We start from the raw sequence: 24,325 nt of genomic DNA on the forward strand, positions 1-24,325 counted from the left end.
ACACTCCGCGTGGGAACGAGGAATTGAATAAAGGATTACAGCGAAAATTCAGAAGACGGTTTCACTCGTTTACCTCATAAAACCAGGCGGGTATTCAGCACGACTTCAAAGCCCTCTTGCTTGCCTGTGGCTGGAGAGGTTAGGACTAAGTTCAATCCTGCGCCAGTGCAAATCGCATCAACAATCGCCAGACCGAGCCCTGAGCCCGCCGCTTGAGTATTGGAGCGTTTAAAACGGTTGCGTAACAAAGCAAGTTCGTCGGCGGAAATAAGGTCGCATTCATTGATCACTTGAAACGTCCCGTTTTGGTGTAAGTTGACGTCGATAGGCTGGTTTTTTTTGCCATGTTTGAGCGCATTTTCAATCAGATTCCGGGCCAAAATAGCGAACGCATCCGCATCTAAAAAAGACAGAGTAGGGCAAGTGGGTAGGGTGAGTCGGATATTTTGGGCATCTTGGTAGGCAAAATCTCGCACTATCATCGTGAGAATGGGCGCCAGATCTTGCGGACGTTGTGATAGGGCGCTTCCGCCTTCTGCTTTAGCAAGCTCTAATAGCTTTTCGGATTGTTTAGCGAGGCTTTTTAATGATGTTTCCACATCGTCTAGTTGCTGTTGAGCCTGTTTATCTTGGTTCAGGGTCGCTTGGAGGCGTTGAACTTTTGCTAAGGCGGTGGCTAACGGGGTGCGTAGCTCGTGAGCTCGGTTGGCAGTGAAACTGCGTTCTGTGTCGAGCGCGCGACGCAGCCGTAAGAGCAACCGATTCACCGCGACGGCAATGGGCTCAAATTCTTCGGGTAAGCGCGTCATGTCGACAGGGGATAAATCACCAGCGTCACGTTTTTCGATCGAACGTTGAAACCGGTCTACGTTACGCAAAGACCGCCGAATGACCCACCAAATGCCAAGTAGACTAACGGGTGCCAGTATGAATAGCGGCGATAATAACGCAACAGCGGCTTCTAATAAGTCTTCGTTTCGATCGATCAGTGGCTCAGCGAGGTGAATAGAGTACTGGCTGTCTGTCGTGAGGGTGGCATAGATCCTGTGCGTTTCATTGCTTGAAAATCCCAAGTTGAGCGTGGGAGTAAAGACATTTTCTTCCGTGGGAATGGATTGAAAAAGCACGTTGCCTTGTTGGTCAAGAACGCGGTAAAGCAAAGGATGATGGCTGTCGATAGTGGAGAGGAAAAGCGCGACGGCATGGTGATTTTTATTAGGCGCTATGCTATCAAGCTCTGAGCGGGAAAGTTCAGTGTTGTCGAGTAAAGAAAGAATCAGTTGAGCGGATTGTTCTAGTGCTTTATCGAAGGATTCGTTCATTTCCTTTTGCACAACGATGCCTGATGCCAAGGCCCCTAATAACCAGAGCACTGACACGCCAAGTGTGAGCGCGATACTGAGGTTTCTTTTTAAGCTCATTTTAGCGCTCATAAATTGCCAACCGGTAGCCCATATTTCGAACCGTAACAATGGTGTTACGTCCCAGTTTTTTACGTAAACGACTAATGTACACTTCGATGGTATTGCTTTCGATTTCCGCACCAAATTGATATAAGCGATCTTCAAGTTGTGAGCGTGACAGCAAGGCGCCAGGACGCTGTAAAAAGCCTTCAAACAATGCCCATTCTCTGCCTGTTAACTCGACAAACTGATGATTTACCTTGAGGCGATGGGCGTTTAAATCGACCTCGATTTCGCCCATTTTGATAAATGGGTTCGGGTCTTTACGATAGCGACGAGCGACCGCAGCGACACGAGCCGATAGTTCTGATAAATCAAAGGGTTTAATAAGATAGTCATCCGCGCCGGCGTTCAGCCCTTCTATTCGGTCCGAGACCTGATCTCTTGCAGTGAGTACGATCACCGGCGTTGTGTTTCCAGTGCCCCTGAGTTTTTTGAGAAAATCAAGGCCGTTGCCGTCGGGCAACATCAAATCTAGCAACACCAAGCTGTAGTCTGTGGTTTTGAGATTGGCGCTGGCAAAGTGTAGCGTGTGAACCCAGTCAACGGCATGGCCATCATCACTGATTTGGTCCCTTACAGCTTCCCCTAAGCCTTGCGTATCTTCTACTAAAAGCACTCGCATAATGACCTCTGGCGATTTGGATTCGCCATCAATGTAACCTAGTAATTTTGCTCATTCTAACCCATTGACCTGACATAAGTCTGAAGAAAGAACACACCTCAGCGTCAACATGAAAACCTCCTGTCTGGTTTGGTCCTGTTTTACCATGATATTGCGTGTGTTCAGCTGGGAGTCAGGTAAGCGTTGTACAGTGATGGGCGTAAAGTTAATCCTATTGGGTTAAACAAGACATTAGCCATTGACCGAAAGGAAAACACTCATGAAACGCCCCTTTTTCACTGCCCTTATTTGTTTGCCTGTAGTGGTTTTATCTCTGTCTGCTCAGGCTCGTGAAGTCACTTTCACGACAACATTGGCGCGCTATAACGGCAGCGGTGCTTACATCGCGATGTATATCACCGATGCTCAGAGTCACTATCAAAAAACAATTTGGGTGGCTGGAAAAGATCGAGAATATTACTCTCATTTAAAAGGTTGGGCCCGAGGCAGCGGTAAAAAAAGTGCTGAGTACGATGGGAAAACCGGCGCCAGTATAAGCAGTGGTCGAACCCTCACCTTTACACAAAATGTGGAAGAAAAATGGTTTGATGCCGGTTACCAGCTGGTCATCGATACCGCGGTTGAAGACAGTAACAGTAACCGAGGTGACGTGGTAACGCCTCTTACTATGTCGGGATCGGGTCATGCTGTGGCGGGCTCAGATTATGTGATGTCCTTTCAATATGATGTTCGATAACGGCCTCGGGTAACGCGTTATGTTGCGTAAATATCACACGGCACTCAGTTTGTTTGCGATGATTTTCTTATTCATTGTTGCGTGTTCAGGCGTGGTGTTGTCGGTTATACCGACCTTACATAAGGCCAGCCTTGTCTCAATACCTAACGGTACCCAAAATGTGGCGACGTTGGCACAAAGTGTGACAGCGCGCTATGGACAAGTGAGCCGTATGGAACGCAATCAATACGGCGACATGGTGGTGTATTACCAAAAACAGGGCGTTAACGCTGCGGATATCATTCACCCGCGCACAGGAGAGCGCCTTGCAACGTATCACCCTTCTGCTTTTGTGGTGTGGGTCAAAGATCTACATCGCGCTTTTTTGCTGGGAAATACGGGGCGTATGTTGGCAGGCATGATGGCGGTCATTATGACGCTGATTGTCGTGTCGGGCACGTTTTTATTAGTGCGTCGTATGGGGCGCTGGCAGGCCTTGTTAACACCGATCAAAGGAACGGGCAGCACGCGGATTCATGCTGAATTAGCGCGCTTTGCCTTACTTGGCTTGTTATTGTCGTCGTTGACGGGCGTGTATATGTCGGCGGTACGGTTTGGCGTGTTCAGCAATGAATCTTATATCGAGGCGCCTTTTCCCGAAACGGTATCAGGCGGCCAGCCCATGCCAGTGAATCGTTTGCCTGTGCTTATGGCGACGGATGTGAATGCCCTAAAAGAGCTGATTTTTCCAGAGCCAGATGATCTGCAAGACGTGTATTCCTTTACCACACGTAACGGCGTCGGATTTATTGATCAGTCAACAGGGCATTGGCTCCAGTTCGTTTCCTTGTCAGATAAAGGACATATTCAGCAATGGATCACAGACTTGCATACAGGGGAAGGATTTTGGTGGTTAGGGCTGATCCTTGGCGCAATGGTGTTAACGGTGCCTGTTTTGTCTTTTACAGGGGCGCAAACCTGGTGGCGCCGCCGCAAGGCTCGACCAGTGTGGGATAATAATGTCATCGGCAACGACGTAATATCAGCGCCAGAGGTGCTTGTTTTGGTTGGCTCTGAAGGAAACACCACATGGAGGTTTGCACAGGAGCTGACGTCACAACTGCAACAAGCGGGTTTAAAAGTGCAATGTACTGAGATGAATCAACTTACCACGCATTATCCTTCCGTTCGCCAGTTATTCGTTTTAACGTCAACCTACGGCGATGGGCAGGCTCCGGCCTCGGCGAGTCAATTTTTAGCCAAGCTTGCGCATTTTACCCCCGATCACATGACGTTTTGCGTACTGGGCTTTGGTGACCGACAGTTTGCGCGTTTTTGTCAGTACGCTGTAGACGTGGACAAGGCGTTGCACCAAACAGGCTTACTGCGTTTTCATAATGTGAGTTTCATTCATCGCTCTTCTTCGCTTGAGTGGCAACAATGGGGGCGCTCTATTCGTCATGAAACGGGTATTCCATTATCGCTAAACGCCATATCAGCGCCAGATAACACTCTAGCGCTTACTTTATTCGAACGTGAAGATTTTGGACAAGACCCCACCACGGCCACCAGTATAATGCGTTTTCAGCTCTCACCAGACCAGACCATGCCTACCTTTGACGCGGGAGATTTATTGAGTGTGATCGCGCCCCATTCAACCGGCCCCCGATTGTATTCTTTAGCGTCTTCAAACACCGACGGCGTCGTTGAAATATGCGTTCGACGACATGCTCAGGGCGTGTGTTCCACTTACCTTCACCGCCTGGCACTTGGTGATCAAGTACAGGCTTCTATTCGGTTCAATGTGTCATTTCGACCACATTACACAGGCAAGCCGATTATTTTAATTGGCGCCGGCACCGGAATAGGCCCATTAATGGGTTTTATTCGGAATAATCGTCAAAGTTGCCCACTGTATCTTTATTGGGGAGCACGAACAAAAGCGTTTGATTTTTTATACGAGACCGAATTGAACATCTGCCTTAATGACAAGCGACTGACTCAACTACACACCGTATTTTCTCAGGACAGTGCACATGATGGGTGTAAACGTTATGTACAAGACGCCCTGTTAAACGACGCGGTAGCCCTACTCGATAGACTAGAAAACCAGGCACACATTCTCATCTGTGGAGGAAAAGACATGGCAACTGGCGTAGCCCTCGCCATTAACGAGATACTGAAGCCTACCTCGGTCGACGTGGATACATTAAAAGCTCAAGGCCGCTACTTGGAAGACGTGTATTAAGCTTCTTCATTAAACAATCTTTTGGTTAATCTAGGTTACCGAGGAAAGCGATCCGCAGGGTGAACTTGGCGGCGTTTACACATTACAAGTCGTCGAGGTGCTCTAAGCACCAATTCGCTCTGTCCAAAACAGCGTGTTTTTGCGCGTCGCTTTGTTTGTCCCAGTTGCCATAAATCATCCCAATGCGTGGATTTTTGCCTAATCGTTCTCGATGTTTCACCATGAAGTTCCAATACAAGCTGTTGAGTGGGCAGGCCAATTCGCCGGTTTTTTCTTTCACCTTGTAATGGCACGAGCCGCAATAGTCGCTCATTTTTTGAATATAGCTGCCGCTGGCGGCGTAGGGTTTGGAGGCGATCCAGCCACCGTCCGCGAATTGACTCATGCCTCGCGTGTTGGGCAGTTCCACCCATTCGAGCGCGTCTATATAAATCCCCAAATACCATTCGTCTACTTGCTTGGGCTGGATTTCCGTGAGCATACAGAAGTTGCCGGTGACCATAAGGCGCTGTATGTGATGGGCGTAGGCGTAGTCGAGGGATTGGCCGATGGCGCTGGAAAGGCAATGCATGTTGGTGTCGCCTGTCCAGAAGTAGCTGGGTAAGGTGCGTTCGGCGTTGAGGGCGTTTTGTTCTTGGTAATTCGGCATATTGACCCAATACATGCCGCGCACGTATTCGCGCCACCCAAGAATTTGCCGCACAAAACCTTCGATTTGCGCAATGTCGATCTCATCGTTTTCTCGATAGGCGGTCACCGCCGCTTTGATGACGTGCTTAGGACTAATGAGTTTGCTGTTCAGCGCGAAGGACAAGCGCGAGTGATAAAGGCTCCAGCTGTGGGGTGTTTTGCTGGTCATTGAATCTTGAAAACGACCAAAATTTGGCAATAAATGCGCACAAAAATACGCCAGTAATGTGAGTGCATCGTGGCTGGTAACGGGCCACAGAAGGGAAGATTCCGCTTTGCCGATCGACGCAATGTGGTGGCGTTCGAGACGCGCCAAAATCGAGGTCACATCATGTTGAAAGCATAGAGGCTCGGGAATTGCCGCGATGTCTTGCGCTTTGAGCTTGTTGCGATTGGCGCTGTCGTAATTCCATTGGCCGCCTTCGGGTTGTTTTTCATCGGCCATGAGAATGTTAAAACGCTGGCGCATTTTGCGATAAAAATTTTCCATGCGCACCGTGGCGCTGGGTTTGAAATAGCGCGTGATGTCATCGTATGGCAGCAAAAAGTGCTCACTATCGACCATGCTTACAGACAAAGCGCTCGCGCTTTCAGGCCCGTGATTGTCGATTAGTGCCTGATAGTGTTGCAGCACACGGTATTCGTCGGGGCGTTGCAATTCAATGCGGGCAATTTGGTGCTGAGCAGCGATCGATAACATCACCTGCTCGTGAGACTGGGGTGCGGTTCCGTCACGTGTTTCGTCCATTGTTTCGCTGATTGTTTCGCTCATTGTTTCATCAAGGGTGAGATAACAGACCTGATGGCCGGCGGTTTTTAAAGCGTCGGCGAAGCGTTCCATGGCGAGAAAAAACGCGCACAACTTTTGCACGTGGTGTTTCACATAGGTGGCTTCGGGGTGCAATTCGGCGATTAAGTACAAAATGCCGTCGTCTTTTTGGCGAAACCAAGAATGAGCGGCATTGAGTTGGTCGCCCAGAATAACGCGAAGCGTGTGGTATTGAGTCATGAGTCGCCTTTTGAGGATATTTTGGCCGATTTAGCGCGCTTTGGCGCACGAACGTGAGTGGCTAGAATGCGTTGTTTTTCTTTCTTTACATCGAGATTTTGGCGGTAGCCCCAGAGCCGATCGCGCGCAGCTTTACCGGCTTCGGCCAGCGCAACAATGGGCGCGGGGTAATCGTCGCCAAGCCGGCACTGGTAGAGGGCTTCTTCCATGGGCGACATTTCCCACGGCGCATGAATCAGCGGCGCGGGCACTTCTTGTAATTCAGGCACCCAGCGACGAATGAACTCGCCGTCAGGGTCTTGGTCTTGCGCCTGTTTGACGGGATTATAAATGCGAATGGTGTTGGTGCCGGTCACCCCCGCTTGCATTTGAAACTGTGGATAGTGAATGCCCGGTTCAAAGTCCAAAAACAAACGCGCCAAATGATGGACGCCCAAACGCCAGTCGATGTTCAAATGATGGCACAAGAAGCTCACCATCATGGCGCGCATGCGAAAGTTCATGTAGCCGGTGGCGTGTAGGGCGCGCATGCAAGCATCGATCATCGGATAACCGGTTTGGCCTTGTTGCCACGCCAGTAAATCCGCTGGCACCTGTGCGTCGCGACGGTGAGGAAAATCGTAGTAGGCGCGATTGACGGGGCGAAATTCCATGGCGCATTCGCTTTCGAACTTTTGCATAAAATGGCAATGCCAATGCAATCTTGAGCTAAGGGCGATCAATGTGCGTCGCCAACCTTGGGTTTGCCAGCGAGACAACAAATCTTGATACACCTCACGCAGGCTGATGTTGCCCCAAGCCAAATAGGGCGAGAGCCGAGAGCAAGCCGAGCGGCTCGTGAGAGGGCTGGAAATAGAGCGATAATAGTCTTTACCGCGACCATCGTAAAAGCTGTCTAGGGTGCGCCAAGCCAGCGTTGGCCCACCGGTTTGCATGCCTTTTTGGGGCGTTTTCCACGACTCAGGAATAGACACCTCTGGATAGGATCTCGGAAGATCAAACCAGGTAATCTGATCGAGCTTGATGTCAACCAGCGGTGCGCGCATGACCTTTTTCCATTCGTCATCCCATGAAATGCGGTTTTTTAACGCTCGGATCACCGCGCCGGTGGGCGATTCTTGCCAGTCGACTTGATGCTGGTGGCACCATTTTTTGACCTGTCGGTCGCGATCAAAAGTGATGCCGAGGCCGATTTCTTCGCTGCTAAAAAGTTGGGTAAAGTGTGAGTCTTGGTGCAGTTTGCTCAGTGCACTGAGCGCGTCATCCATGACAACATGCACGCCGCCACCATGCGGTTCCAGTTGTCGGTTTATGTCAGTGAGGGATTGCCACACAAAGCGCCAGTGGCGCTCGTCGTAATGTGGGTCAGTAAGAAGGCTGGGTTCAAATACGTACAGCAAAATAATAGGCCGCTGCTGGGCAATCGCATTAAACAGCGGCGCGTGGTCGGTAAGGCGCAAATCACGCTTGAGCCAGACCACCACCGGAGTGTGTGGTGTGGCTGGTACTGGAGCGGGCGCTAAAAAAGCCGAGTCGGTCATGGGGTGGGGTAAATGGGCCAATCGGCCGCGTCGACCGAGTCGAGTTGCGAGTCAAAATCTTGCCCTTGCCATTTGTTAATGAAGCGCTGCTTAGGGTCGTATTGTTCCGTTTGTTTTTTCAAGTTGAAATGACGGCCACCGCGAGGGTCGGCACCGACGCCGGCGATGTACTGCCAATTGCCCCAATTTGAGCCTACATCGTAGTCTACAAGCTGTTCTTCAAAGTACGCCGCGCCGTAGCGCCAGTCGATGCCGAGTTCGTAGATCAAGCAACTGGCGACAATTTGACGGCCGCGATTGCTCATAAACCCCGTCGCGTTGAGTTGTTTCATGCAAGCGTTCACGATCGGGTAAGGGGTATTGCCTTGGCTCCATTTACGAAAGCGTTCTGCGTAGTAGCTGCCTTGTGCCGGTTTGCCTGATAAGCCTCCAGCGAGAAACAGCTGCTTGCCATAACGTGTGGCGTACCAATGAAAATACTCGCGCCAGAGCAGTTCAAAATAAATCCAATAGGTGGAGTCGTTAGCGCCGTGGTCACCTTCATAGACGTCTAAGCTGGCTTTGATTTGTCGTGGTGACACGCTGCCTTGCGCCAGCCAAGGCGAAAATTTGGTGGAGTTCTCCCAGCCGTCGAGCTCGTTGCGTGTTTCTTTGTAATGCTGGGGGAGATTGGTCGAAAAGTAGTCACTGAGCTGGTCTATCGCCGCTTGTTCGCCCCCAGTAAATGGGCTGTTTTCGTCCAGCCGACGGTTTAACGAGGTGGGCGGCCAAGGGGGTACTTGTTGGATCGCAAAGACGGGCTCAGGTGGCAGCGACGGAATAGCGGGTAGCAAGGTGGCAAGGTCGATGTTTTCGACGAGACGACGAAATTTTGAAAAAGACACCGGTAATTGTTCCGGGTCAAAAGGCAGCTGAGAAGGCTTAAAAAGGCTCAAACCGTGGTCAATGTGTAGCCGAACATCAGGGAAGGCGGTGGCGATGCGTTTAAGTGCTTGCTGCTCATCCCAGCCGCCATGATGATTGCGATAAAGGTGCGAAATGGGCACTTCATTCAATAACAGTGTCAAGCTGGTGACGGCGTCTAACGCGCTGACATACAGGGTTTGCCCAAGGTTTTTTAATTGTGCAGCAAGGTCGTCTAGCCCTTGTTGTAAAAAGCGTCGACGGTTGTCCGACATGCCTTGGGTGGTGTAGCGACTTGGGCGCTGGTTATGCGGTTCGTCGCAATAGAGGCACACCACATGGTCGACTTCTTGTGCTGCTCGCCACAAGATGCCTTGATCCGCACAACGTAAATCCTCTCCAAACCAAATTACGCCTATTTTCATCGTTATCGCCTTACTACGTGGTGAATTTTAATGCTTACGTATTAAAAGGAAAATTGGTTTAGTGCGAGAAGACTCTGTTTTTTTGAGATGTTTTTTTGAGGTGTTTTAAATGGGTTGTCTTATCAGACCGTGCAGGGACAAAACAGATATGTAATTTTTTGTATACATGTGAAATTTTTTGAAACCAAATAATCGAAATGTACCCAATGTGTCCACTTTATTTGTTCAAAGAAAATGATTTGCGTCAATGAAATGGTAAAAATAGTCTAAACTGATATAAGTTTTTGTTATTTTTTATATAATTGTTTTCTTTTATATTGCGCTGAAGTAACGTGCATTGATAACGAAACGTTACTTTTTGAGACCTTTGCACGAATAATCCCCTTCGATCCTATGAGATAATAACCAAAAGCAAAGAAGAGCAATCAAAAAATGGCGTGGAAAGAGTTAAAACAACAGAGCTTTGCCGATGCGCTGCAAGCATCGAATCGGTTTATTGAAGAATTTGACGAGATTCATGACTTGTTGAATTGGTCCTGCATTGAGCGATTATTCTGTGACATTCACAACCGTACAAAAGGTGAACGCGCTTGGCCTCCGTTGATGATGTTTAAAGCTTTGTTATTGCAATCATGGCACAACCTAAGTGACCCAGCGCTGGAAAAAGCACTGGCTCGCGACTTATTATTTCGCCGGTTTGTCGGTGTCGGCCTAGATCAAGGCGTTCCCGACCACAGTACAATTTGGCGTTTCCGTAATCTGCTAGAGAAAAACGGATTACTAGACGCAGCGATGACCGAGATCAATGCCCAGTTAGCCGAACAAAGTCTGATCATCAAACAAGGTGAGATAAGCATCATAGATGCCAGCGTGATAGAAGCGAAGAATGCTCGTCCTCGTAAGAATGCTGAGGGTAAAAACACGCAAGACCCAGAAGCAGGCTATAGCGTTAAGCAAAGCAGCGATGGAAAACGTAAAACCACCTATGGTTTTAAGGCCCATACAAATGTGGATGAGGATGGTTTTGTCAAAGAAGTCATGCTCACGGCAGGCAATGTTCACGATTCGATTCCATTTGAATCGATACTCACTGGTCATGAGCGGGAAGTGTATGCAGACAGTGCGTACAAAAGTGCCCAGCACAGCAGGTTATTGAAGCAAAAAAAGGTCAAAGAATGCATTATCCATCGAGCTTATCGTAATAGACCTCTTAACGAGGATCAAGAAAAGCAAAACCGTTATTTTTCCAGTATTCGTTCCCGTGTAGAGCATGTCTTTGGGATAATGAAATTGCACTATGGGTTAGGTAAAGCGCGTTATCTAGGACGGGCTCGCAATCAGGCTAGGGTGAGTTTAATTTGTATGGCTTACAACCTAAAACGGGCGTTTCGTATCCAACGAGAATGCTGAGATAGCAAGTAAAGTCCGTCCAAGTGGACTATGTGGGCATTTTTATGAGTTAAAGAGCACTGATTTTTAACGATGTTGACCGTTTTCTATAAAGACGTTGATTGAATTTTTTATAAAAGACCTTTGGCAAGCAATATGGCTAGATCGACTGCTCATGCAAAGGTCTCTTTTTAGATGTTATTTAACCGTTTTTTTTTACCTAACATTCATAAACACGCTGAGACAGTATGAAAAAAAATCTCCCCGTTACCACGACAGAACGAACATTTTCGAAAGACGTCAAACTTATTTCTGTGACGGATTTACAGGGAAACATCATCGACTGTAACGCGGCGTTTGTTGACGTGAGTGGCTACAGTAAAGAGGAATTAGTTGGCCAGCCTCATAATTTGGTGCGTCATCCCGATATGCCGCCAGCGGCGTTTGCGGTGATGTGGTCCCAGCTTAAAGCGGGTTTGCCCTGGATGGGTTTGGTGAAAAACCGCTGTAAAAATGGCGATTTTTATTGGGTTGACGCCTATGTGATGCCCATCACAGAAGACGGCAAAACGGTGGGGTATGAGTCGGTTCGCACCTGTCCGAACAGAGACGACGTTACGCGCGCTGAGTCTCTTTATGCCCGCATGAACAATCATCAATCCGCCGTTAGTTTCGTCAAGATGATGACCGCAGAGTACAGCGCCATTGCGTTGGCGATAATCAGCGTGTTGGCGATGGCGTTATGGGGGTCGGTTGAATACGCGTCTTATTTATTGATCGCTGTTTTGCTGTTGTATGTGGTGGTTTTAAAATCCCGTCAAGGTATCTTTTTAAGCTATTTAGAGCACAAGTTAGGTCGCGCGGCCTTTAAGCACCCGGTTGCGACGGCCACCTATACCCATCAAACCTCGTCTATTGGGGATATTTCCGTGGGTATAAAAAGTTTGCATTCCCGCCTTGGTACCATTTTGACCCGTATTGAAAACGGCGCGTCGCAAGTTGAAAAAGAAATGCGAGTGTCCTATCAGTCGATTTCAAATGCGAAAAAGAAAACCATTCATCAGCAGCAAGAAACCGACTCGATGGCCACCTCGATGACTGAAATGTCCTCTACCATTGCAGAGGTATCGCGTTATGTGACGGAAACCGCGGAGTTCGCGAACACCGCCTCCGAGATTACCAAACGCGCTACCTTCGCAGGCCATGAAGCCAAGTTATCGATTGAGCAGCTTAATACAACCGTGATGGGCATTGGGGCGTCGGTCAATAATGTGTCGTCTTTGGCGGAAAAAATATCCACATCGACTAAACTGATAGAGCAAATAGCCGAACAAACGAACTTGTTGGCCCTTAATGCGGCGATTGAAGCTGCTCGCGCTGGTGAGCATGGCCGTGGTTTTGCGGTGGTCGCTGACGAAGTGAGGCATTTGGCGTCCAAGACTCAAGCCTTAACGCAAGAAATAGACACCGCTATCGACGATCTGCTCAACGGCGTTAAAGCCACGTCTACGGTAGCTGAAAAGGGCGTTGAACTGTCTAACGACAGCCTTCATAAAGTGGCCCTTGAAGATGAATTAATAAAAGAAGTAGACCTGGCGGTGGGGGAAATCGTTGTTCGCTCTATGCACATGGCAGCGACCACGCAGCAGCAATCTGCCGTGATTGAAGAAAGCAGCCATCAGGTACTGAAAATCGCCGAACTGGGTCAAGAGAACACCCAAGAAATGGAGCGCACCGAAGCGTCTATTGGTCGATCTTCAGACGCGACAAAAGCACTGTATGAATTAGTGAAAAGGTTTAGATAAGCCATTATGGGCATAAACGAAGAAACTCCCCTCTACAAGGCGCTGTTCGACGCAGCGGCCGATGGGATTATCATCATCAACAGTCGAGGCGTTATTCAGTCGTTCTCTCCAGCGGCGGAAGCGCTTTTTGGCTATCGTAAAGACGAGGTGATCGGTAAGAACATCTCTGTTCTTATGCCCAAAAAAGACGCAGATCAACACGATGGGTACCTTAGTAATTACTTGTTAACGGGTAAGGGGTCGGTGATTGGTAAAGGGCGTGAAGTCACCGCCATGAAGAAAAACGGCCAGCTTTTTCACATGCACTTATCGGTTGGTCGCGCCGAGACACCAGGCGGCGAGGTGTCTTTTGTCGGCATTTGCCATGATTTGTCCCAGTACAAAAAAGTGGTTCAACAGCTTGAACGAGTGGACATACGCTACAGAAATTTATTCGACTCCGAAGGGCTTTTTATTGTTCGTCTGCAGTTAGACGGCGCCATTATTTTGTCTAATAGATCGTTTACGCAGCAATTTTTAGAGAACCGCACCTCAGGCGATAATTTTTTAGACAGTGTGGCGGAGCCATCAAAAAATGAAGCCAGACTCTTGCTTTCCTTATCGCATTACGGGCTTTCAGATGAAGTGAAAGTGTCCTTGATGATGGAAAATACCGCTTGCCACACGGAGGTAGAGTGGTGGTTTAAGTTAATAAAAGACGATCATGGGCACCATGTGCAAGGCGTCGGCATTGATGTGTCTGAGAAAGTATTGGCCGCGAATGAGGCCTTTTTTCTCAAAAACTTCGACCCAGTGACTAAGTTGCCACAGTTCAATTATGTACAACATTTGTTTGAACAGCACCAGGTAGACGATGAGGTCTCGAAGGACACGAGATTTTGTTTTATGGTGTTTGAACTCATCGACTTCGACCGTATTCGTATGCTGAATGGGGAAGTGTTGGCGGACAATACATTGGAAGAATTGGCGCGCTCGCTGGAAGATCACATCGACTATCTTTATTGCTGTCGTATTAAAGCAAGCCGTTTTTTATTGATTGTTGAGATGTCTGATTTAGAGACGCGCCGTGTGCAAGTTGAGCAAAAATTCGCCGAGTTACAGGCAGAACTAAGGCGCACGGTGGGTGACATTAGTTCTGAAATTCGCATCGGAACCGCTTGTTACAAAGTGGATCGAGATACCTTCGGTGATGTCACAGAACAAGCCCTAATGGCGCTCACCTTTTCCCATCAACACGCTGTATTTTCGTCGTCTTACAATGAATCGATTCATGCGGCCGCGATGCGTAAAAAAGGCCTGCAAAAGGTCTTGATCGATGCGCTTAAACACAACGAAATAGATGTGCATTTTCAGCCTAAGGTGGACCTAAAGACGCGTCGTCTGGTCGGCTATGAAGCGCTCATGCGCTGGCATACGGAGGAATACGAGTACATTTCGCCCTTGGAGATCATTGAAACCGCGCAAGAGTTGAACTTGCTGTTTGAATTGGATAAATGCGTGATCCACAAAGCGTTGTCGATTGTGCAAGATTACCCATTGTTGTTTACCGCGCAGACGCCTGTCGCGATCAATATTTCCGCCAGAAACTTTGCTTTTAAGTGCATCATTGATGAGCTGATCAGTGGGATTCATCGTCGTAGCCTAGACCCTGCTTCTATTGAAGTGGAAGTCACCGAAGACGCATTATTAACCATTGGCGATCAGGTGAAAGCAAATGGTAAGGTATTACGTAATGCAGGGATAAACATTTGCTTAGATGATTTTGGCACAGGGTATTCCGCGCTGAGTTACTTGGGCAAACTTTCGCTTGATAACCTGAAAATTGATCGTAGTTTTGTTAACGAATTTACCCATAAAAGCGGGCGTTTGATGCTCGAAGCGATTGTTTCCATCGCGAAATCGTTCCATCTTACTGTCACCGCAGAAGGCATTGAAACCCCCGCACAGCAAGATTTCTTGGCTTCAATTGGCTGCGATTATGGCCAAGGCTTTTACTACTCCAAAGCCATACCGGCACAAAATCTATCCCAGTGGATCGAAACCTACCATCAAGATATCGGTTATTCGTGATGAGCAATGTAAACACGCATGAAAAATAAGGGTATAATGCGCCACATTTTTTGTTTACGTTAAAAGGTTGTCATCACTATGAGTCTCCCTAATTGCCCAAAATGCGATTCCGCATATGTCTATGAAGACCAAGCCATGCTTATGTGTCCAGAATGCGCCCATGAATGGAACCCAAACGAGGTGGTTGTGGACGCGGACGCGCTCATTATCAAAGACATGGGCGGGAATCTATTGCAAGAAGGCGATAAAGTGACCTTGGCGAAAGACCTAAAGGTAAAAGGCTCGTCTCAGGTGCTGAAAATAGGTACCAAAGCCACGATCAAACGCCTTATTGATGGCGATCACGACATCGATTGTAAGCTGGATGGCGGTGGTGAAATGATGTTGAAATCCCAGTTTGTGAAAAAATCATCCGTTTAGTGTTTGAGCTTTTCAGTCGCGCCCATCATGGACGGGCGCGACCTTGCTAACGGTGTGACTGAAACGATCGACTGGTATTAAGAGCGGTTGGGTTTGGTACGGTAAGCGCGTAATGCCGAGACGGACACATTGCCGACAATGGTTCCTGTAAGAATCAACACCAGTGCAACCATTAACCCTATTGTCCATTGCTCGCCAAACAGTGGTACCGCGATCACACTGGCAAACACCGGCACCAAGGCCATTAAAGCGCCCATTTTCGTCGCCCCTAGCAAGTGTACCGCGCGGCCATAAAACACCATTTGTACCGTGGTCGCCATTACCCCTTGATAAAACGCTTGCAGACCGATCATTTCCCAAGAGGCTTCGCCCAATTGGTGAGGCAAAAACAACGCATACACAGGGGCAAATGCAACCGTGGTCACCGTAATAATGCCCAAAGTCGCGTGCCAAGGTGCAAACTTCCAGCGACGCAACAACACGGTAAAAATCCCCCAAAACACACAGGCCAACACAAAGCTTGCATCGCCCAACCAATAAGACACATCCGCAAGCAAGGTTTCCGCGAGTAAGGCAAGAATACCAAGGCTACTGATAAAAATGCCGAGCCAAGACGTGAATGAATGGCGCTCATTGGCCAAAAAATACGCAAAAATCGCAATCATAATGGGCATTAAACCGGGTAACAACAGGGCGGCATGAGTGGCCGGCGCGTGCTGAAAACCATTAAACACCGACAGCGCATACGCCAAACCACCAATAACGCCCAACGCACACATCCGCCATTGCACAATGGTTTTTCGGTGTTGCCAAATAAAAGGGGAGAACAATACAAAAGCGGTCCCGAAGCGCACCATCATCATGTCTGGCAATGCCAAAGCCGCAAGCGCGCCCGCTTTTGAGACCAAAATAAACCCCGTCCAAATGGCGACAGCCGCCAACGCATAAGCAAACCCTGATAGGGGCAGTGAGGGAGAAGGGGTCGTGGAGTGAGGCATAATTATGATTCTCTGTGGTTGTCTTTTTGACAGTATAGCCCTGTCTATTATTCATTAATAATGAATAATAGAGAACAACACGTTCATAATTAATGAAAATATACGGAGGCGAGCCAGTGGAAATTTCAGACCTAATTGTTTTTAAAGCCGTGGTTGAGCACAAGGGGGTAACCCGCGCCGCCGTCGCTCTAAATCGAGTGCCATCGAACGTAACGGCCCGGCTCAAAAAACTAGAAAACGAATTGAAAATCGATCTTTTTTTAAGAGAAAACAACCGTTTATCCGTGACATCGGCGGGGTTAAGGCTGATGGACTACACCGACAAAATTCTTCAATTGCAAAAAAGTGCCATTGCCGAGCTGACCCATGCCGAGCCGGCAGGATTATTGCGTTTAGGGTCCATGGAAAGCTGCGCCGCTTCCCGGCTGCCGGGCATTCTTGCGCATTATCATAAAACCTACCCGTCGGTACAAATCGAGCTGATGACCGCCGCGTCTATGCCACTCATTAACAAGGTAATGGATGGTGAACTGGATGTGGTGATGGCGTCGGACCCACCGGATGACCCGCGCATTATCGTGACGCCCTGCTTTGATGAAGAGCTGGTACTTATTTTACCTTCGGCTTGGCAAGACATGGCGACATTACCAAAATCGCTTACCATGGTCGGTTACAGTAAAGGCTGCTCCTATCGACACCGGCTAGAAACTTGGCTGAAGCGCCAAGGCCGAGTGTGCGAAAAAGTGATCGAAATCCCCAGTCACTACACCATGATAGGGTGTGTGATCGCAGGGATGGGCATGGGGATGGTGCCGCGTTCTTTGTTGTCATTACACAAAACACAAGGGCTAGTATATCGTACGGTAGAAGAAGATATTGCCCACGCGCCAACGTACTTGATCTCCCGTAAAGACAACCCCTCCAGCGCGATCAGCGCGTTTGTGGAAAGTGCATTAAGACCTTACACTTTGGACTAAGGCCAACGGATGCGTAATGGATATATTGATAACGGCATCTAATGTGTTTTCGAAAAGGGAAGCCCCCGTATCAATGTGTAACTTGTTGCCCGCTTTGTATAAACTCGAGCGCTTTTGCTGCTGTCATTGGCTTACCATAAAAGTACCCTTGAGCTTGTGTAAAACCAATGTTTAACAGTGCTTCTTCCATCTCTTTCGTCTCAACGCCTTCAGCGATTGTCTCAAGATCCAACGCTTGGGCTAAATCCAAGAAGGCCCGTAAAATGGAGATTGACGCATGAGATGGCGTGTTGTAAAAAAAACCGCCCTCTGGGTAAGCCAGAGGGCGGTTGATGTGATGCTTGTATAGATGGGGTTTAACGGAAGATCAGCCGATAAAAAATGCCAGTAATAAACCGTTGTAGTGTATTTTATTGCGGCAACAATACCGTATCAATCACATGAATCACGCCATTGCTCGCTTTCACGTTGGGCAAAACAACATTGGCATTATTGATCATCACATTGCCGCCATCGACGTTAATCGCCACTGACTGACCTTGCACCGTTGGCGCGCTGTCCATAGTCACAACATCCGCCGCCATGACCGCGCCAGAGACAACATGGTACGTTAATACCGCGACTAATTTGTCTTTGTTTTCAGGCTTCAACAGCATGGCTACGGTGCCTTCTGGTAACTTTGCAAACGCCGCATCCGTTGGCGCGAATACAGTAAACGGCCCTTTGCTTTTTAGTGTGTCAACGAGCCCTGCGGCTTGTACCGCCGCGACTAACGTATTGAAAGAGCCATTCTCAACCGCAACATCAACAATATCTTTTTTCATTCCATGATGATCAGCATGAGCAACAGACATGAACATAAAGCTAGCAACGATAAGTGGTAACGCAACAAGTTTTTTTAACATGATGTTTTCCTTTATAGTGAATGCAATTTAGATAACCAACATAGTTACGAGGGCGGATTCGCGTTTGGATTAGGTTAAATCGCTTGATTTGTGCAAGAAATGGTCATCGTTTCTTAGGGGGAATACTGAGGCAAACGTGGTGAGTTTTTCCACCGCAAGGCGCAACCGTCACTCAACCACCCACAGTGAAAACCATCGCCCAACAACGCAAGAATAAGCAACGGTCACCGCAGAAATTTGCTATCGTTGCGTGATCAAAACAATGTAACCTGACCTGCTGTTTATGGGTTAAAAAAGCGTATTTTATTAGGAAGTAATCTATGACAAGTTTACAACAACGTGCCGACCTTCAACGCCAAATATGGGCCATTGCCAACGACGTTCGAGGCTCCGTAGATGGCTGGGATTTTAAGCAATATGTACTGGGTACGCTGTTCTACCGTTTTATCAGCGAAAACTTTGAGGCGTACATCACTGGCGGCGATGACAGCGTTGATTATGCGGCCATGTCTGACACGGATGAAAACATCCAGTTTGCTAAAGACGATGCCATTAAAACCAAGGGCTACTTTTTGTTTCCGAGCCAGCTGTTTAGCAATGTGGCGACCAATGCGCACAAGAACGAAAATGTAAATACCGACTTAGCCGCTATTTTTGCGGCGATTGAAAATTCCGCCAATGGCTACGATTCAGAAAAAGACATCAAAGGCTTGTTTGCGGACTTTGATACCACCAGTAATCGACTGGGCAACACGGTAGAGGCCAAAAACAAACGCCTTGCCGCCGTGTTAAAAGGCGTTGCAGGGCTGAGCATTACTCAATTTGAAGAGAACGAAAATGATTTGTTTGGCGATGCCTACGAATTTCTTATTTCCAATTACGCCGCCAACGCAGGCAAATCCGGCGGCGAATTTTTCACGCCTCAGCACGTGTCTAAGCTGATTGCGCAGCTCGCCATGCACGGCCAAACCAGCGTGAATAAAATCTATGACCCTGCGGCGGGGTCGGGTTCCTTGCTGTTACAAGCCAAAAAGCACTTTGATGCGCACATCATAGAAGAGGGCTTTTTTGGCCAAGAGCTCAACCACACCACCTACAACTTGGCGCGGATGAACATGTTTTTGCACAACATCAACTACGACAAGTTTAATATGCAATTGGGCGACACCCTCATTGAGCCACACTTTTTGGACGACAAACCGTTTGATGCCATTGTCTCAAATCCGCCTTATTCGGTGAAATGGATTGGCAGCGACGACCCAACCCTAATCAACGATGATCGCTTTGCCCCCGCTGGTGTGCTGGCGCCCAAATCAAAAGCCGACTTTGCCTTTGTGCTCCATGCATTGAATTACTTATCCAGCAAGGGCCGAGCGGCCATTGTGTGCTTTCCCGGTATTTTCTACCGTGGCGGCGCTGAGCAAAAAATCCGCCAATATCTGATTGATAACAACTACGTCGAAACCGTGATTTCACTGGCACCTAACCTGTTCTTCGGCACCACCATCGCCGTCACTATTTTGGTGTTGTCGAAACACAAACCGGACACCACCACCCAGTTCATCGACGCCAGCGGCCTGTTTAAAAAAGAAACCAACAACAACACCCTGACTAACGAACACATTGAGCAAATCATTCAGATCTTTGCCAGCAAAGACAACGTGGAATACCTTGCCAAATCCGTTGACTTGGATGCCATCGCCGCTAACGATTACAACCTATCCGTCAGCAGCTATGTGGAAGCGAAAGACACCCGTGAAGTCACAAACATTACTGAACTCAATCGAGATCTAAAAACCACCGTCGGCAAAATCGATCAGCTTCGTACTGATATTGACCGCATAGTCAATGAAATAGAAGGCGTTTAGCATGGCAGATAAACCCGTTTCTTTAAGCCAAGCCCCCGCAGGCTACAGCGAGTGGTTAAGCGATCTAAAAACAAAAATCCACAGTGCGCAACAACGCGCCACACTGGCGGTAAACCAAGAGTTAGTCTTGCTGTATTGGCAAATTGGCCAAGACATTTTAACCCGCCAAGCTGAGCTTGGCTGGGGTGCCAAAGTGATTGAACGGCTGGCACATGACTTGCGCACGGCATTCCCCGATATGAAAGGCTTTTCACCGCGCAACCTAAAGTATATGCGCGCGTTTGCCGAAGCGTGGCCACAGGTCGAATTTGTGCAAGCGCTGCTTGCACAATTGCCTTGGTATCACCAGTTGGCGCTCTTAGATAAGCTCGATAATACCGATTCACGCACCTGGTACGCGCAAAAAGCTATAGAAAACAACTGGTCGCGCAATGTGTTAGTCATGCAAATAGAATCGAACTTAATCCAGCGCCAAGGGGCAGCCGTCACTAACTTTGCGGCAACCTTACCCAAGCCACAATCCGACCTTGCCCGAGAATCGATTAAAGACCCCTACCGCTTTGACTTTTTAGGGTTAAGCGAAGCCGCCCAAGAGCGTGAAATTGAAAACGCCTTGGTGCAACACGTTACTCAGTTTTTGTTAGAGCTAGGCGCAGGCTTTGCGTTTGTGGGTCGCCAAGTACCGTTGCAAGTAGGCGAAGAAGAGTTTTTTATTGACCTGTTGTTTTATCACCTCAAATTACGTTGTTATGTGGTGATAGAGCTTAAAACCGGAAAATTTAAACCCGAGCATTTAGGGCAATTGAGCTTTTACATGACCGCCATTGATAAGCAAATTAAAACCGACCCAGACAACGCCACCATCGGCTTGCTGCTGTGCAAAAGCAAAGACAAAGTGGTGGCCGAATACGCCCTAGGCGACAAAAGTCAAGCCATGGGCATTGCCGAATACAAATTACAGCAAGCCCTGCCCGACGTGCTGGAGAGCAAATTGCCCAGTATTGAACAGCTAGAGCGCGAATTGCAGGGAGAAGCACAATGAGCCATTTAAGCTACATGGAAAAGCTGTTGGATGGGGTAAGGGTTGAGTGGCTGCCATTGAAAGACGTTCTGGTACGTACTAAAGGAACAAAAATAACAGCCGGGCAGATGAAAATCCTTCACAAGGATGGAGCACCGTTGAAAATCTTTGCTGGAGGTAAAACTGTTGCCTTCGTGGATTTTAAAGACATACCTGAAAAGAATGTAAATCGAGAGCCCTCGATTATTGTAAAGTCCCGTGGAGTGATTGAGTTCGAATATTACGAAAAGCCGTTCTCACATAAAAATGAGATGTGGTCGTATTACTCGGACAGTAATTCGATCCACATAAAATTCATATACCATTTTTTGAAATTGCATGAACGGTACTTTCAAGGCATCGGTAGCCGAATGCAAATGCCTCAAATTGCAACGCCAGATACGGATAAATTTCTCGTCCCCATTCCATGCCCAGATAACCCAGAAAAATCGCTGGCAATACAAGCTGAAATCGTCCGCATTCTGGACGCATTTACCAAAATGACCGCCGAGCTGACCGCCGAGCTGACCGCCGAGCTTAACCTACGCAAAAAACAATACCACTACTACCGCGACCAGTTGTTGAGTTTTGAAGATGGCGAAGTTGAGTGGAAGACGCTGGGTGACCTTGCAGAAAATCTGGACTCAAAGCGTAAGCCTATAACCAGTGGTCTGAGAGAATCTGGCGAAATTCCATACTACGGTGCATCTGGTATCGTCGATTATGTCAAGGATTACATATTTGACGGTGATTACTTATTAGTCTCTGAGGATGGCGCAAATCTATTAGCCCGTAATACGCCTATAGCATTTAGTATTAGTGGTAAAACATGGGTAAACAATCATGCTCACGTGCTTAAATTTGAAACTTACGCGGAGAGAAAGTACGTTGAATACTATCTGAATAGTATCGACCTAACTCCTTACATTTCTGGAGCAGCCCAACCAAAGTTGAATAAGAAGAACTTGGAAAGTATAAATATTCCAAATCCAGCCCCAAAAGAAAAAGAACGCATTGTGGCTATATTGGATAAGTTTGATGCTTTGACCTGTTCTATTAAAGAAGGTCTCCCCCGCGAAATCCAGTTACGCCAAAAGCAATACGAGTATTACCGTGATCTGTTATTGAGCTTCCCTAAGCCTGAAGAGGCGGCCTGATATGAGCAAGGATAAAACGGATTTACCCGCACTGCGCTCCTCGGCTGCCGAGTACCTTACCTTTATTGCGGCTACGGGTGAAGGTGGCGTTGAAGCGATTTATGCCGATGAGGATATTTGGTTAAGCCAGAAAATGATGGCGGCTTTGTACGATGTGAATGTGCGTACCGTGAGCGAGCACTTAAAAACCCTGTTTGCCGATAACGAATTGGTCGCTGACGCAGTTATCCGGAAATTCCGGATAACTGCCAATGACGGGAAAAACTACCAAACACAGCACTATCGCTTAAGCGCTATTATTGCGGTGGGATATAAGGTGGGTTCCGAGCGTGCGGTGCAATTTCGTAAATGGGCGACTGAGGTGCTTAACGAGTACACCATCAAAGGCTTTGCCATGGACGATGAACGTCTAAAAAATGATGGGTCGATATTGGGCAAAAAGTATTTCGAAGAGCAGCTAGAACGCATTCGTGAAATACGCCTAAGTGAGCGCAAGTTTTACCAAAAAATGACTGATATTTACGCTACCGCAATCGACTATGATGTGACAGGGCAAGTCACCAAGCGCTTTTTCGCCACGGTGCAAAATAAATTGCATTGGGCGATTCATGGTCAAACCGCCGCTGAAGTTGTTTATCATCGTGCAGATGCGGGAAAAGAGAATATGGGGCTAACTTCGTGGAAAGCCGCCCCTCAAGGTAAAATTCAGACATTTGATGTCAGTATTGCTAAGAATTACCTGACTGATAATGAAATTGCACAACTACAACGGTTGGTCAGTGCCTATCTTGATTTGGCAGAAGATATGGCATTAAGGCAAATCCCAATGACGATGGCCGATTGGGAGCTAAGGCTTAATCGTTTTATCGAAGCCACTGACCGCGAAGTGCTGCAAGATGCAGGCAAAGTCACGGCCGTTATTGCAAAAGCCCACGCTGAAAGCGAGTTTGAAAAATACCGCATTATACAAGACAAGTTGTACGAGTCTGACTTTGATCGCGAAGTTAAAAAGTTACTTGGGCATGGAAGTAACAAAAAGGATATAGATTAATGGCTTATCAACCGCCGTTTATCATCACCACAGATATTTTAAATCTGGTGGCACAAATCAGCCAGCAGGTCGGTGAATTAAGCGCCAGCCAGCTCAATGCTTCACCGCAACTGCGCAAACAAAACCGCATTAAAACCATTACCGGCACGCTTGCCATTGAAGGCAATACCTTAACCGAAGAGCAAGTCACTGCCATTGTTGAGGGTCAGCCTGTGCTGGGCAGCGTGCGCGAGCTCGCCGAGGTAAAAGGCGCGATTGCCGCTTACGATGCACTGCCTACTTTCACTCCTAGCGCCATTGACGATTTACTCACGGCTCACGGTTTCATGCTGTCAGATATTCTCGTGAATGCGGGTGAATGTCGCAGTAAAGGCGTGGGTATCCACAAAGGCGGTGTGGTGCACCACGTTGCGCCGCCTGCCCATCAAGTATCCGGTTTAATGGCGGATTTAATTCAATGGCTCAAACAAACAAAAGACCACCCATTGATCGCCAGCTGTGTATTTCATTACGAATTTGAGTGTATTCACCCGTTTGCAGAGGGTAACGGTCGTATGGGGCGGTTATGGCAAACGCTGATTTTGTCCAAGTGGCATCCGCTGTTTTTATCCTTGCCGCTAGAAAGTGTGATTAAAGACCATCAGCAAGCGTATTATCACGCCCTAGAGCAGGCGGATAACCAAGCGGATAGCACGCCGTTTATTCATTTTATGCTGTCGGTTATTCAGCAAACACTTGCGCAAAATGCCTCTGTAAACGCCCCTCAAAAAGAAGGCCAAAATGCCCCTGTAAATGCTCTTCTGAATTTAACGGGCCTTAAAACGCCTGAGGCTATTTTAGCCTTGCTGACTAGCACGCCCGAGCTGACTCGACAACAACTCGCTGATACTTTGAATAAAGACGTGAGAACCATTGGCCGTGCCATTAGCAAGCTGCAAAAAGCAGGTAAATTAACCCGAATAGGCTCAGATAAAACCGGCCATTGGCAAGTCACTGAATAATGCGA

General features: G+C 47.9%; 20 protein-coding genes. 12 read left to right on the top strand and 8 right to left on the bottom strand.

Annotation, left to right across the window (positions count from 1 at the left end; all coding sequences use genetic code 11):
- Window positions 1-74: 74 nt before the first annotated feature.
- The gene (locus FXV75_RS00715; protein WP_262368423.1) at window positions 75-1,421 is read right to left on the bottom strand and encodes an ATP-binding protein; all 1,347 of its coding nucleotides are present in this window, start codon (window positions 1,419-1,421) and stop codon (window positions 75-77) included.
- Window position 1,422: 1 nt separating this feature from the next.
- Window positions 1,423-2,088 carry a response regulator transcription factor gene (locus FXV75_RS00720; protein WP_148830708.1) on the bottom strand — a complete coding sequence of 222 codons (666 nt, stop codon included), beginning with the start codon at window positions 2,086-2,088 and terminating at the stop codon, window positions 1,423-1,425.
- Between the two features lie 259 nt (window positions 2,089-2,347).
- Here FXV75_RS00720 and FXV75_RS00725 point away from each other — a divergent pair, with 259 nt between their 5' ends.
- The gene (locus tag FXV75_RS00725) at window positions 2,348-2,824 is read left to right on the top strand and encodes a DUF2271 domain-containing protein (protein ID WP_148830710.1); all 477 of its coding nucleotides are present in this window, start codon (window positions 2,348-2,350) and stop codon (window positions 2,822-2,824) included.
- A gap of 19 nt (window positions 2,825-2,843) precedes the next feature.
- A complete protein-coding gene (locus FXV75_RS00730; RefSeq protein ID WP_148830712.1) occupies window positions 2,844-5,051 on the top strand; it encodes a PepSY-associated TM helix domain-containing protein in 2,208 nt (735 codons plus the stop codon).
- A gap of 82 nt (window positions 5,052-5,133) precedes the next feature.
- Here the strand turns inward: FXV75_RS00730 and FXV75_RS00735 are convergent, their stop codons facing one another.
- Genes FXV75_RS00735 through FXV75_RS00745 form a run of 3 tightly spaced genes read right to left on the bottom strand, consistent with a single transcriptional unit; the run spans window position 5,134 to window position 9,619 of the window.
- Entirely contained in the window at window positions 5,134-6,750 is a 1,617-nt protein-coding gene (locus FXV75_RS00735) for a cryptochrome/photolyase family protein (protein ID WP_148830714.1), read from the bottom strand.
- Window positions 6,747-8,312 (bottom strand): cryptochrome/deoxyribodipyrimidine photo-lyase family protein, encoded by a 1,566-nt coding sequence (locus FXV75_RS00740; protein ID WP_262368425.1) that lies wholly within the window; start codon window positions 8,310-8,312, stop codon window positions 6,747-6,749. Before FXV75_RS00740 ends, FXV75_RS00735 begins: the two co-directional genes overlap by 4 nt.
- A complete protein-coding gene (locus tag FXV75_RS00745; RefSeq protein WP_148830716.1) occupies window positions 8,288-9,619 on the bottom strand; it encodes a DASH family cryptochrome in 1,332 nt (443 codons plus the stop codon). Before FXV75_RS00745 ends, FXV75_RS00740 begins: the two co-directional genes overlap by 25 nt.
- 432 nt (window positions 9,620-10,051) lie before the next feature.
- On the opposite strand from FXV75_RS00745, the gene FXV75_RS00750 reads away from it, so the two are divergent.
- From FXV75_RS00750 to FXV75_RS00765, 4 genes are all read left to right on the top strand, one after another.
- Window positions 10,052-11,029, top strand: a complete 978-nt coding sequence (locus FXV75_RS00750; protein WP_148830718.1) for an IS5 family transposase — start codon at window positions 10,052-10,054, stop codon at window positions 11,027-11,029.
- Window positions 11,030-11,256: 227 nt separating this feature from the next.
- Window positions 11,257-12,813 carry a methyl-accepting chemotaxis protein gene (locus FXV75_RS00755; RefSeq protein ID WP_148830720.1) on the top strand — a complete coding sequence of 519 codons (1,557 nt, stop codon included), beginning with the start codon at window positions 11,257-11,259 and terminating at the stop codon, window positions 12,811-12,813.
- A 6-nt stretch (window positions 12,814-12,819) separates the two neighbouring features.
- Window positions 12,820-14,883 (top strand): EAL domain-containing protein, encoded by a 2,064-nt coding sequence (locus FXV75_RS00760; RefSeq protein ID WP_148830722.1) that lies wholly within the window; start codon window positions 12,820-12,822, stop codon window positions 14,881-14,883.
- Between the two features lie 78 nt (window positions 14,884-14,961).
- A complete protein-coding gene (locus FXV75_RS00765; RefSeq protein ID WP_148830723.1) occupies window positions 14,962-15,303 on the top strand; it encodes a zinc ribbon domain-containing protein YjdM in 342 nt (113 codons plus the stop codon).
- Between the two features lie 77 nt (window positions 15,304-15,380).
- On the opposite strand, the gene FXV75_RS00770 is transcribed toward FXV75_RS00765, so the two are convergent.
- Window positions 15,381-16,301 carry a DMT family transporter gene (locus tag FXV75_RS00770; protein WP_148830725.1) on the bottom strand — a complete coding sequence of 307 codons (921 nt, stop codon included), beginning with the start codon at window positions 16,299-16,301 and terminating at the stop codon, window positions 15,381-15,383.
- Window positions 16,302-16,417: 116 nt separating this feature from the next.
- Between FXV75_RS00770 and FXV75_RS00775 the strand changes: the two genes are divergently transcribed.
- On the top strand, window positions 16,418-17,278 hold the full coding sequence (locus tag FXV75_RS00775) for a LysR substrate-binding domain-containing protein (RefSeq protein WP_148830727.1): 861 nt from the start codon (window positions 16,418-16,420) through the stop codon (window positions 17,276-17,278).
- Window positions 17,279-17,348: 70 nt separating this feature from the next.
- Here FXV75_RS00775 and FXV75_RS00780 read toward each other — a convergent pair whose 3' ends face one another.
- Both FXV75_RS00780 and FXV75_RS00785 read right to left on the bottom strand, forming a co-directional pair.
- On the bottom strand, window positions 17,349-17,612 hold the full coding sequence (locus tag FXV75_RS00780; protein WP_148830729.1) for an EAL domain-containing protein: 264 nt from the start codon (window positions 17,610-17,612) through the stop codon (window positions 17,349-17,351).
- A gap of 76 nt (window positions 17,613-17,688) precedes the next feature.
- Window positions 17,689-18,183: a fasciclin domain-containing protein gene (locus tag FXV75_RS00785; protein WP_148830731.1), complete on the bottom strand. Its 495-nt coding sequence runs from the start codon at window positions 18,181-18,183 to the stop codon at window positions 17,689-17,691.
- 320 nt (window positions 18,184-18,503) lie between these two features.
- On the opposite strand from FXV75_RS00785, the gene FXV75_RS00790 reads away from it, so the two are divergent.
- The 5 genes from FXV75_RS00790 to FXV75_RS00810 are packed head-to-tail and all read left to right on the top strand — an operon-like array spanning window position 18,504 to window position 24,320.
- On the top strand, window positions 18,504-20,051 hold the full coding sequence (locus tag FXV75_RS00790) for a type I restriction-modification system subunit M (protein ID WP_148830733.1): 1,548 nt from the start codon (window positions 18,504-18,506) through the stop codon (window positions 20,049-20,051).
- A gap of 1 nt (window position 20,052) precedes the next feature.
- Window positions 20,053-21,093 carry a YhcG family protein gene (locus tag FXV75_RS00795; RefSeq protein WP_148830735.1) on the top strand — a complete coding sequence of 347 codons (1,041 nt, stop codon included), beginning with the start codon at window positions 20,053-20,055 and terminating at the stop codon, window positions 21,091-21,093.
- Window positions 21,090-22,268, top strand: a complete 1,179-nt coding sequence (locus FXV75_RS00800) for a restriction endonuclease subunit S (RefSeq protein ID WP_148830738.1) — start codon at window positions 21,090-21,092, stop codon at window positions 22,266-22,268. The genes FXV75_RS00795 and FXV75_RS00800 overlap by 4 nt, the downstream gene beginning before the upstream one ends.
- 1 nt (window position 22,269) lies before the next feature.
- A complete protein-coding gene (locus tag FXV75_RS00805) occupies window positions 22,270-23,319 on the top strand; it encodes a virulence RhuM family protein (protein ID WP_148830740.1) in 1,050 nt (349 codons plus the stop codon).
- A complete protein-coding gene (locus tag FXV75_RS00810) occupies window positions 23,319-24,320 on the top strand; it encodes a Fic family protein (RefSeq protein WP_148830742.1) in 1,002 nt (333 codons plus the stop codon). The genes FXV75_RS00805 and FXV75_RS00810 overlap by 1 nt, the downstream gene beginning before the upstream one ends.
- Window positions 24,321-24,325: the final 5 nt, after the last annotated feature.

Source organism: Marinomonas sp. IMCC 4694 (assembly GCF_008122525.1).
Taxonomy (GTDB): domain Bacteria; phylum Pseudomonadota; class Gammaproteobacteria; order Pseudomonadales; family Marinomonadaceae; genus Marinomonas.

What these genes read in the sequence shown, in the direction of transcription:
- FXV75_RS00715 (WP_262368423.1), bottom strand. Translation starts at nt 1,421, where the DNA reads ATGAGCTTAAAAAGAAACCTCAGTATCGCGCTCACACTTGGCGTGTCA.
- FXV75_RS00720 (WP_148830708.1), bottom strand. Translation starts at nt 2,088, where the DNA reads ATGCGAGTGCTTTTAGTAGAAGATACGCAAGGCTTAGGGGAAGCTGTA.
- FXV75_RS00725 (WP_148830710.1), top strand. Translation starts at nt 2,348, where the DNA reads ATGAAACGCCCCTTTTTCACTGCCCTTATTTGTTTGCCTGTAGTGGTT.
- FXV75_RS00730 (WP_148830712.1), top strand. Translation starts at nt 2,844, where the DNA reads ATGTTGCGTAAATATCACACGGCACTCAGTTTGTTTGCGATGATTTTC.
- FXV75_RS00735 (WP_148830714.1), bottom strand. Translation starts at nt 6,750, where the DNA reads ATGACTCAATACCACACGCTTCGCGTTATTCTGGGCGACCAACTCAAT.
- FXV75_RS00745 (WP_148830716.1), bottom strand. Translation starts at nt 9,619, where the DNA reads ATGAAAATAGGCGTAATTTGGTTTGGAGAGGATTTACGTTGTGCGGAT.
- FXV75_RS00750 (WP_148830718.1), top strand. Translation starts at nt 10,052, where the DNA reads ATGGCGTGGAAAGAGTTAAAACAACAGAGCTTTGCCGATGCGCTGCAA.
- FXV75_RS00755 (WP_148830720.1), top strand. Translation starts at nt 11,257, where the DNA reads ATGAAAAAAAATCTCCCCGTTACCACGACAGAACGAACATTTTCGAAA.
- FXV75_RS00760 (WP_148830722.1), top strand. Translation starts at nt 12,820, where the DNA reads ATGGGCATAAACGAAGAAACTCCCCTCTACAAGGCGCTGTTCGACGCA.
- FXV75_RS00765 (WP_148830723.1), top strand. Translation starts at nt 14,962, where the DNA reads ATGAGTCTCCCTAATTGCCCAAAATGCGATTCCGCATATGTCTATGAA.
- FXV75_RS00770 (WP_148830725.1), bottom strand. Translation starts at nt 16,301, where the DNA reads ATGCCTCACTCCACGACCCCTTCTCCCTCACTGCCCCTATCAGGGTTT.
- FXV75_RS00785 (WP_148830731.1), bottom strand. Translation starts at nt 18,183, where the DNA reads ATGTTAAAAAAACTTGTTGCGTTACCACTTATCGTTGCTAGCTTTATG.
- FXV75_RS00790 (WP_148830733.1), top strand. Translation starts at nt 18,504, where the DNA reads ATGACAAGTTTACAACAACGTGCCGACCTTCAACGCCAAATATGGGCC.
- FXV75_RS00795 (WP_148830735.1), top strand. Translation starts at nt 20,053, where the DNA reads ATGGCAGATAAACCCGTTTCTTTAAGCCAAGCCCCCGCAGGCTACAGC.
- FXV75_RS00800 (WP_148830738.1), top strand. Translation starts at nt 21,090, where the DNA reads ATGAGCCATTTAAGCTACATGGAAAAGCTGTTGGATGGGGTAAGGGTT.
- FXV75_RS00805 (WP_148830740.1), top strand. Translation starts at nt 22,270, where the DNA reads ATGAGCAAGGATAAAACGGATTTACCCGCACTGCGCTCCTCGGCTGCC.
- FXV75_RS00810 (WP_148830742.1), top strand. Translation starts at nt 23,319, where the DNA reads ATGGCTTATCAACCGCCGTTTATCATCACCACAGATATTTTAAATCTG.